The 9,763-nt window shown below is 60.9% G+C and carries 8 protein-coding genes and 1 pseudogene; 5 read left to right on the top strand and 4 right to left on the bottom strand.

The genetic code is table 11. The annotated features are described in order from the left end of the window. From SB764_RS35125 to SB764_RS35115, 3 genes and pseudogenes are all read left to right on the top strand, one after another. Positions 1-167, top strand: a pseudogene (locus SB764_RS35125) (MFS transporter); the annotation flags it as partial. A gap of 159 nt (positions 168-326) precedes the next feature. Then, entirely contained in the window at positions 327-656 is a 330-nt protein-coding gene (locus tag SB764_RS35120) for a hypothetical protein (RefSeq protein WP_410866180.1), read from the top strand. Positions 657-751: 95 nt separating this feature from the next. Beyond that, positions 752-2,482 carry a peptidoglycan D,D-transpeptidase FtsI family protein gene (locus tag SB764_RS35115; protein ID WP_410866179.1) on the top strand — a complete coding sequence of 577 codons (1,731 nt, stop codon included), beginning with the start codon at positions 752-754 and terminating at the stop codon, positions 2,480-2,482. Between the two features lie 254 nt (positions 2,483-2,736). On the opposite strand, the gene SB764_RS35110 is transcribed toward SB764_RS35115, so the two are convergent. Beyond that, positions 2,737-3,084, bottom strand: coding sequence for a hypothetical protein (locus SB764_RS35110; protein ID WP_234775662.1), 348 nt, complete (start codon positions 3,082-3,084; stop codon positions 2,737-2,739). 20 nt (positions 3,085-3,104) lie between these two features. Then, on the bottom strand, positions 3,105-4,454 hold the full coding sequence (gene nhaA / locus SB764_RS35105; RefSeq protein WP_410866178.1) for a Na+/H+ antiporter NhaA: 1,350 nt from the start codon (positions 4,452-4,454) through the stop codon (positions 3,105-3,107). Positions 4,455-4,964: 510 nt separating this feature from the next. On the opposite strand from nhaA, the gene SB764_RS35100 reads away from it, so the two are divergent. Beyond that, a complete protein-coding gene (locus SB764_RS35100) occupies positions 4,965-5,732 on the top strand; it encodes a hypothetical protein (RefSeq protein WP_410866177.1) in 768 nt (255 codons plus the stop codon). Between the two features lie 400 nt (positions 5,733-6,132). On the opposite strand, the gene SB764_RS35095 is transcribed toward SB764_RS35100, so the two are convergent. Continuing rightward, entirely contained in the window at positions 6,133-6,435 is a 303-nt protein-coding gene (locus SB764_RS35095; RefSeq protein ID WP_410866176.1) for an H-NS family nucleoid-associated regulatory protein, read from the bottom strand. A gap of 262 nt (positions 6,436-6,697) precedes the next feature. Between SB764_RS35095 and SB764_RS35090 the strand changes: the two genes are divergently transcribed. After that, entirely contained in the window at positions 6,698-8,005 is a 1,308-nt protein-coding gene (locus SB764_RS35090; protein WP_410866182.1) for an NRAMP family divalent metal transporter, read from the top strand. A gap of 475 nt (positions 8,006-8,480) precedes the next feature. Here SB764_RS35090 and chrA read toward each other — a convergent pair whose 3' ends face one another. Then, positions 8,481-9,716, bottom strand: coding sequence for a chromate efflux transporter (gene chrA, locus SB764_RS35085; protein WP_410866175.1), 1,236 nt, complete (start codon positions 9,714-9,716; stop codon positions 8,481-8,483). Positions 9,717-9,763 lie beyond the last annotated feature (47 nt).

Below are 9,763 nucleotides of genomic sequence, written 5' to 3'. Positions count from 1 at the left end.
GCGTCTATAACACCACGCAGTCGATCGGGCTCGCGCTTGGCGGCGTGGTGGGCGGCTGGCTGCTCAAACACGACGGCCCGAACACCGTTTTCTATACGTGCTCAGGCCTCGTGTTCTGCTGGTTGATCTGCGCAGCCTTCATGAAGGCACCTGTCAAGCGCACTTGACTCTTCTCCAACCAGCCAAACATTTCAGCGACCATCGCACTTTCCACACGCTCCTGCTTTTGTGCCTCGCCCGGCCGATCCCGCTTCTTCGCAAACTGGGCCGTGAAAGACCGCTTGTGGGTCGTGCCCCGCGGGAAATCTCTCTTCGACACTCCGATCATGAAACAGACAGGCCTTTTGCTCCTGCTCGCCGCCAGTGCCGTCACCGCGCAGGCACAGTCGTGCCCGCATGGCTCTCCGGTCCGTGTAACCGGCGACGTGCCGGCTGCAATCAGCTACGACATGTTCACCCGCCTCTATCCCATCAAGGCCGACGTGCTCGCGCGCATGGCCGCCGCACAACAGGTCACGATGATTCACGACGGCACGGTCCTCTGCACGATCGACGACGACGGCGTACCCAGTCCGGATGCCGTCCTCGTTGCGGGCCCGCAGGGCCGCATGAACTACTGGCTGTCCCGCGCTGCCGTGCAACCGCTGCGCCAGTAGCCTCGCAGCAGCCTGCGCGCGCACACCGGTTAGCGATACAACTCGTGCGCCACCTCATCTCGACCCACACGCCCGCTGGAGATACGACCCGCCGGATGTCGAAAGCACGCAAATACTTCAGCTTCAGCCGCCACGACCTGAGCCTCCCTCGTTTTCATCGTGGACGGTCCAGCTTCGCGGGCCTGCTTTTCACTGGCGCGTTCCTCACCCTGATCTGCCGCGCGGCGTGGGTACAGTGCGTCGAAGACGACTTCTACCAACATCAGGGAGAAATCCGCCAGGTCAGCGACATCGAACTGCCAGCCTCCCGGGGACGCATCGTCGATCGTGATGGCCGCCCTCTCGCGCTCGATCTGCCCACCCGCACTCTGTGGCTTGACGCCGGGGCACCTGATGCCCCGGCATCCACTACGCAAATCGACGCGCTCGCGGGCGTGCTCCATATCGATCCCGATCTGATCGCGCACGCTTACGCCTCGCATCGCCGCTTCGTCTATCTGTCCCGCCAGATCACCCCCGATCTCGCCGCGCGTGCGATGCAGCTCGACCTGCCTGGTGTCTATGCGAGCAAGGGTTATCGGCGCTTCTATCCCGAGTCGGCGATCGCATCCAATGTCGTGGGCTTTACGGGCATCGACGGACGCGGACAGGAAGGCATTGAGCGAGCGGCGAACAGCCAGCTCTCGGGCGTGGATGGCTGGCGACGCGCACTGCATAATGCGCGCGGCGACATCATTGCGTCGCTCGCGCATTCCACGCCGCGCGATGGTGCGGACGTTCAGCTCGCGCTTGATTCGCCGATCCAGTACGCCGCCTATCACGCGCTACAGGACACCGTTCAGCACTTCGACGCGCACTCGGGCTCGGCAATCGTGCTCGACGCACACACGGGCGAGATCCTCGCCATGGCGAACTGGCCAAGTTTCGATCCGAACAGCCGCGCTCGCACCAGCGGCTTGCAGATGCGCAACCGCGCCGTCACCGACGTGTTCGAACCCGGCTCGGTGATGAAGCCGCTGACCATCGCGCTCGCCTTGCAGCAAGGTCGCATCACGCCTGATTCGATCGTGACGACGGACCACGGCCGTATTCGACTAGATGGCGCGACGATTCACGACGACGCCGACTTTGGCACGCTCACGGTGGCAGGCGTGATCGAAAAATCGAGTAACGTGGGCACCACAAAAATCGCGTTGATGATGCCGTCGAAGGACATGTGGCAGAACTTCCATGAACTGGGGCTGGGGAAGGCTCCGCACGCGGGGCTACCCGGTGCGGCGCGCGGTAGCGTGCGCCCCTGGAACCACTGGCGCCGCATCGAACAGGCGACCATGGGTTACGGTTACGGCCTGTCCGCCTCGTTGCTGCAACTGGCGCAGGCATACACCGTCTTCGCCAACGACGGCGTCATAGTGCCTGCGACAGTCCATCGCCTCGACGCACCCGCCACCGGTCATCGCCTGTATTCGGCCCGCACCGCGCAGGAGGTTCGGGCGATGATGCAACGGGTGGTGAGCGCCAGCGGCACCGCACCCGATGCGGTCGTGAACGGTTTCTCTGTCGCCGGCAAGACCGGAACCGCGTATCGCTGGACGTCGCACGGTTACGATCGTAGTCAGTATCGCGCGTCGTTCGTCGGCATCATTCCCGCAGTGCATCCGCGCGTGATCATCGCCGTCTCCATCGATAATCCGCGCAAAGGTTCACATTTTGGTGGCGCTGTCGCTGGTCCGGCGTTTGTCGCCATTGCGACCAAGACGATGCAGTTGCTCAATGTTTTGCCTGACAGTCCCCTTGATTCTTCCGGGCACGTGCCTCTCACCTGAGCCCGGAACGACAGCCGGCGGAGGTCGTGCGTCCGGCCACGCGATGTCCTCTGCGCTGCCGGCATTCGAACCAGATTTTTCAGGGTGGTGTGAGCAGAGTCCGGGCACGACACTGCCACGATCAATCGCCGACCGGGACCTGATGCCAACGTCTACTACGAGCTCCTGGTGGCGACCAAAATGTGAAGTACGGCCTCGACGCGAAGTCTGATTTCCGCGGGCTGGTGAGGACCACTTCGCGGCCCTGCGCACGACTACTTCCTGGCGTCGATTCCAAGACGCGCTACGCTCAATGCGTGTATTTCCCGGACGACTGGCGATCGGTAATCGAGAAACCAGCCACGGTCCAGATTGAAGAGCCTGGTTAGCCCAGCTTCGTCGCGGGGAAAGGGCAGTTCACGCACGCTTTCTGCAAGCGCGCGTGCAGCCTCGACCGCCTTGGCCCGGTCTAGCCAGTCGCAGCGTGCTCCGTTTGACGACAACCAGATCTGGCATGACTCGATCATGTGATCGGTCCGCAGCCATTCCCCACTGCGCGCATATGCGAGCAATTGACCGACCACCAGGAAGGTGAGCAGCTCGGCTTTCGTTTCTTCATCCATTCTTGCCACCCACATCGACGTCAGCTGGACCTCTGCCTGGAAGCATACAGGCCCCAGCCCAGCCCTGTGCATCCCGCGACGAACGAGCCAAGCAGCACGCCGAGCTTGGCTGAATCCATCGCGCCCTGCCCGGAAAACGCGAGCGTCGCGATGAAGATCGACATGGTGAAGCCAATGCCCGCGAGCAGTGCCACAAGGCTGACTCCGCGCCACGACATCCCGGTCGGCAAACGGCAAAGCCCGGTTCTCACCAGCAGCCAGCTCGTCAGGAACACGCCGACAGGCTTGCCGACGATGAGCGCCAGCGCCACGCCCAACATGATCCAGACGGTCTGGTGGCTCGCGAAATCCACGCCGCTGAGCGGCACGCCAGCATTGGCCAACGCGAAGAGCGGCATGATCCCGTATGCAACCCAGGGGTGAAGCGCCCACTGGACCCGCACGACGGGTGGCAGGAGATCGCGTTGTGCCACGCGGAGCGTGTGCATCGGCTTTTCCAGCTGGTCGAATTCCTGCGCACTCTGGACGTCGACTTCGCTCACGTGACGCGTCGCTTCCGACAGTTCGACCAGCACGCGCTCGTGCCCGCGCGACGATACGACTGGCGTCATCAGCCCCAGCACCACACCGGCAAGCGTCGGATGCACGCCGCTGATGAAGAGCCCCATCCAGATAACTGCGCCCGGAAGCGTGTAAGCCGTGGCGCGGTTGATATCGAGCCTCTGCATGATGACGACGGCAACGATACCGGCCGCAGCGAGTGCCAGGCCGCTGGGGTCAAGTCCCGCCGAGTAGAAGACCGCGATGATCAGCACCGCGATAATGTCGTCCACGATCGCGAGCGTCAGCAGGAAGATCCTCACGTTACCGGGAATCGACCGCCCGAGCAGCGCGAGTACGCCGACCGCAAAGGCAATGTCCGTCGCCGTCGGCACGGCCCAGCCGTGGGCCGCATCCGTACCGTGATTGACAGCGAGATAGACGAGCGCCGGCACCGCCACGCCGCCCATAGCTGCGCCCAGCGGTAACGCCGCCTGCCTGAAATCGCTCAGCGAGCCAGCGTGGATTTCACGGCGGATTTCCATACCGACAACAAGAAAAAACACGGTCATCAGCCCGTCGTTGATCCAGAAGTGCACGGATTTCGAGAACAGGAATCCGCCCGCACCCAGTGTCAGCGGCGACTCGAGGAGTTCGTGATAGCTGCCCGCGAATGGAGAGTTTGCCCAGATGAGCGCGATAGCGGCAGCGATGAGCAGGATGATGCCGCTCGCGGCTTCGACATGAAGGAAGTGTTCAAGCGCCGTGAAGGCTTGCTTTGCGATGCGCCTGGGGTGAGTGAGCGGGCGTGAGAAGTCGTTCAGTCGCATGGGCATGTAGAGTCCCGCGTGGCGGCCCGACCAGCGCGAAAAACCTGTCCCGCTGCGGAATGCAGCTAACACCCTGACAGTATTTTACAGCTTCACCCAGCCGGCCATCGCGCGAAGCCCCCCGCTCGTTCAGTGAGCGCCATCTGGGTTGTCGGCCATGCCCGTTACTGCTCGAAGATTCGGGCTTCGCCCCTTCCGGGGCTACTCGCGGCCAGCCAAAACATCTGGCAGCCACGGCTTCAGCTTTTCACCGTGGGTCACTCCCCGACCAATTGCGCGCCAATTCTGATAGGTTAGAGCTGCGGTACTGAAACCGGCACAGAAGTATGCAATCTTTGAGCAAGTGAGATTACCACTGGCGAGGTTTAATGGCCGACTCGGACGTTGTCAAATCGACGCCTGGATTTCACGGTACTCGGCAACGCATAACCACTGCCTGATTCTGGCACGGCAGACGACTCGTCCGGAATTGAGCGGCTGCACAAGATCCATCATCGCAAAGGATTCGAGATGACGCAGCTCGTACATCATCCGGCGTACATCTTCGTCATGTTGATCGTGCTGCTCTCAGTGGCTGCCGCGCTCGGGGCAATTGGTCTGAAACGTGCCATTCCGCTTTCGGATGACGCGCGCGACAACTACAACGTAGTGCAGGGCGCGACGCTCACGCTGCTCGCGCTTCTGATTGGATTTACGCTCTCGATGGCGGTGAGCCGATACGATCAGCGCAAGAACTTTGAGGAAGAGGAAGCGAACGCCATCGGCACCCAGTACCTGCGCGTAGAACTGCTTGGAGAATCACGAGCCACGACGATAAAGGCGCTTCTGCGTGACTATGTGCAACTGCGCATCGAATACTACAAGACGCGCGACCCGCGCGAACTTGAAATCATCAATGCGAAGACCGCTGAACTACAGGGTCAGTTATGGACTGGCGTACGCGAACCGGCGATCGCGCAGCCCACTCCGATCGCGGCGCTCACCGTAAGCGGCATGAATGATGTAATCAACACACAGGGCTATACGCAGGCGGCGTGGGTGAACCGCATTCCGGTTTCGGCATGGACGCTCATGATCGCGATCGCGTTTTTCAGCAACCTGATGCAGGGGTATGGTGCGCGCGGCGCAACCGGGCGGCGCGTATTGCTGTTCGTATTACCTATTACGGTCTCGCTCTCTCTTTCACTCATTGCGGATATCGACAGTCCCCGAGGCGGCCTTATCCGCGTGGTTCCGCAGAACCTCATCAGTCTGCAACAGTCGCTTCCGGCGAGCTGACAGCAAGTCCGGTGAACGATGCTCCGTAGTACCCAACAATGAAAAGCAGCCAATGGCTTCCTGACAAACGGAAAGGTCGCTCAGGGTCGTCAGCCGGCCGCCCTGCTTCGATGCCGCCTTGTCTCCCCCTCCAAGCACATCGAGCCGTGGCCGCTCATAAATGACTTTCCGCTACCCCCGAACTCGTCTGCGGTCGCAGATCGAGGCGTGGCTCGAAGCGCTGCGGCACACTCGCGGTCGCCTAACGGTCGCTGCCCGAGATGGGAGTCAGCAGGTCGCTGATTAGAAAGGAAACTTATATCGGGCCGAAGCGCAAAGCCTCACCAGGCCTAGCGCGGGCTAACCGGCAAATTGCGCCGAAATCAAAGGGATACCCGACCGGATCGCAAACGTGCCGCAATCAACGGATCAGAAGCTTTTCTCGTTTTTTGACGTTAGCGATCCAGGCGGGAGCCCGTCCCTGTCCTGACCAGGTTAATCCACTAACAGGGTCCCGGTATTTCGGCGGCAACGATTGGTGTGGACGCCTGTTTGCCTCTCCTCTGCCCGGCGACTCCTCGAAGACCTCGTGTACAGTCAACCCATATTCCGCGACCTTCGCACGAACGTCCGCAAGTACCTCCGCGATCTCCGAAGCCCTTGCGACTGCGGCTTCTTCCTCAAGATCTGCAATTTGAGCCTTGAGTTCCCGGTAAGTTGCCACCCCATCCTCCTGACAAGAAGTTCCTTCGCATCGCACCGCGACCGAAGGTGCTCACGATATGTCTGACTCGAACAGCCGCCCGTGCATTACGCGGCGCGATGTTGCCGTAAGATACGCTACCGCCTGCATCGTCACCTGCTCCATCCTGCACGGCAGATTTGCTTACGGAGGGAAGCATCGCCAGCGTTCTATGGAACACGTCATCACGAATGTCGGTAGACACTCATCAGAAATCCCGCCCTCGCGCAAAAAACTCAGTCCCATGGACCGCAATCCACAGAACGACTCCATACCCACGCGGGACCCCGTCGTCGGCACATCCAAACCCCGTCTGCTCGGATTTCTCGGAGCCGGCTTGATAACCGGCGCGTCGGACGACGACCCAAGTGGTATCGCAACCTACAGTCAGGCGGGCGCAGCGTTCGGCTATGGACTTTCGTGGACATTGCTGTTTAGCTATCCACTGATGGTCGCCATTCAGGTGATCAGCGCACGCATCGGACGCACCACCGGCCACGGCATTGCTGGTGTGCTGCGCCGGCACTATCCCGGCTGGCTGCTCCAATGGGTGGTCGTTCTCCTTCTCGTCGCCAACATCATCAACCTCGGTGCCGACCTGGGCGCGATGGCGGATGCGATAGCGCTCCTGCTGCCCGGCCCGAAGTGGCTATACGTCTTACTTTTCTCGGCCATCTGCATCGCGATGCAGCTGCTGCTGCAGTACACACGCTACGTCGCCGTGCTGAAATGGTTCACATTGTCACTATTCGCATATTTCGCGGTGCTCGCCATTGCGCATGTCGAATGGGCACGTCTGGCCAGCCATTTCTTCATTCCGCACCTGAGCTGGACGTCGTCATACCTGACCTTGGTCGTCGCGATCTTTGGTACCACTATCAGCCCCTACCTGTTCTTCTGGCAGTCTGAAGAGGAAGTGGAGGACATGCATGCGCATCCCCTACGCCAAGACCTCATGCGCGCGCCAGCACAGGCACCCAAGGCGCTGCACCGTATCGCGATGGACACGATAACGGGGATGGGCCTGTCCAATCTGGTCGCCCTCGCCATTCTCGCCACCACCGCTGCGACACTCAACGCGGGCGGCATCACCGACATCCAGACTTCGGCCCAGGCAGCAGAGGCACTGCGCCCTATCGCGGGGCCGTTCGCGGCACTGCTGTTCACAGTAGGCATCGTTGGGACCGGATTGCTCGCCGTGCCGGTACTGGCGGGGTCGGCCGCTTACGCAGTGGGTGAGGCCCGCGACTGGCCTGTCGGATTTTCCCGTAAGGTCCAGGAAGCCAAGGCTTTTTATGCCACTATCGCTATTGCCACGCTAGTCGGAATGGTTATCAATTTCACCTCCATCAATGCCATCAAGGCTCTTTACTGGAGCGCCGTGCTCAATGGCGTCATCGCCGTGCCTGTCATGATCGTGATGATGTTAATTGTTTCGCGTACAGACATCATGGGCGCCTTTACTGCAAAGGGCTGGTTGCGCGCTTTGGGCTGGCTCGCCACGAGCGTCATGCTGGCGATTGCGGTCGGTATGGTAGTGACTTCCTTCTAATCGGCAACGCAGGTGTGCGTCAGCTTTCTCCATGGCCAGCATTGAAGGACCCGCGCTTTAGGGGGAGATCGAGCGCGTTCGCGCTATTGCGAAAAGACCTGGCGCTTGACTGTAACAATCGCGAGACGTTGGCCATTGGTCTCAAAACAGTTGTTCTTCAGGAAATTGGCTAATGACCGGAACGACCGAACTGCTGGCGGCTGATGTGAGTGTTTTGTCGACGGCTTTCAGGGGCTGATCTGTTATTTGAATGACTCGGCCGGCGCAAAGCAGAAGGTCCCTTCGTGGCCAGCTAGCGCCCGACGACCGAGCGCGGAGTTCGCCTTGGGCGCGGCCTCTTATGCAGAAGGCATAAAGCGACCCTTCCCGGCCGCTCAGCCCGACGTGGTGGGAATGGCAGCTTTAAGCTTAGAAGGGTCGTCTGTTCTGTCGTCGGGACCTGCGGCTGATCTTCGAGCGCAGAGGTTCGGGCGGATTAACTCATTACGGCTGCGGCAACACCAGCCAGTGCACAGATCATGACGACCGCAAGTGGCGGAATCTTCCAGCGCGTCAACAGGGAAAAGCCAATCGTTGCGATGGCGAAGTCGATCTCGGAGTGAACAGCGCTGGTCCAGACGGGCGAGTAAAACGCTGTTGCCAGTAGTCCGACGACCGCTGCGTTCACACCGGAAAGGACGGCCGCCATTGACGGACGGGCGCGTAACGCTTGCCAGTACGGCAGCGCGGCAAGAACGAGCAGCAGCCCTGGCAGAAAGATGCCTGCGGTGGCCAGGAGTGCCCCAACCCAGTGATTCGGTGTCTCCAACATAATCCAGCCCAGAAAAGCGGCGAATGTGAAGAGGGGGCCTGGGACTGCCTGCGCGGCGCCATAACCAGCGAGAAAGTCATTCGACGATACCCAGCCCGTTGTGACCGTTTGCTGCTGCAGGAGCGGCAGTACCACATGACCGCCGCCGAAGACTAGCGCGCCGGAGCGATAGAAGCCTTCAAAAACGCTGATGGCATGGCCAGCGCCCAGGTGCGCCAATACCGGAAGCCCAAAGAGCAGTACGCAGAACAGCAGCAGCGCTATGCCCCCCGCTGCGCGCGAGACGCGGAATTCATGTGCGTGTTGCCGTACGCCGACCGTGCTTGTCGAGGCCGTGGTTTGGCAAAATACGAAGCCGAGTGCCGCGCCCAGGGCGATCACGATAAGTTGTGCGTACACGGTCGTTAGGACACTGAGAACGGCCAGCACAGCAAGCGCGATGGTGGCGCGGCGGTGATCCGGACACAGGCGCCGGGCCATGTCCCACACAGCTTGCGCCACAACAGCGACAGCAACGAGTTTCAGGCCATGAATCAGACCCTCGCCGACCGGTCCGCCCAGGCTCGGTGCAATTGCCGCGAAAGCGAGCAGCAGCAAGACGGAGGGAAGCGTGAACCCGCACCAGGCGGCAAGTCCACCGAGCCACCCTGCCCTGAGCAGGCCAATGGAAAATCCAACCTGGCTGCTGGCTGGTCCCGGAAGGAACTGGCATAGGCCAACCAAGTCTGTAAACGTCTCGTCGTCAAGCCATCGACGGCGCTCGACGAATTCTCGGCGGAAGTAGCCAATGTGAGCTATGGGACCGCCGAAACAAGTCACTCCTAGCCTGAGAAAGACCGCAAGAACTTCTGGCGCGGTGCCGCTTCGGGCTGGGCTCGATGAGGTCATGCCAGTTTCCATATGATCCTAAAATTCGATGATTACGGCTTGCCGCGAGCGTAGAACAA

The organism is Paraburkholderia sp. SIMBA_027, assembly GCF_046535315.1.
Lineage (GTDB): Bacteria > Pseudomonadota > Gammaproteobacteria > Burkholderiales > Burkholderiaceae > Paraburkholderia > Paraburkholderia tropica.
This window is presented reverse-complemented; position numbering and strand designations above follow the sequence as displayed.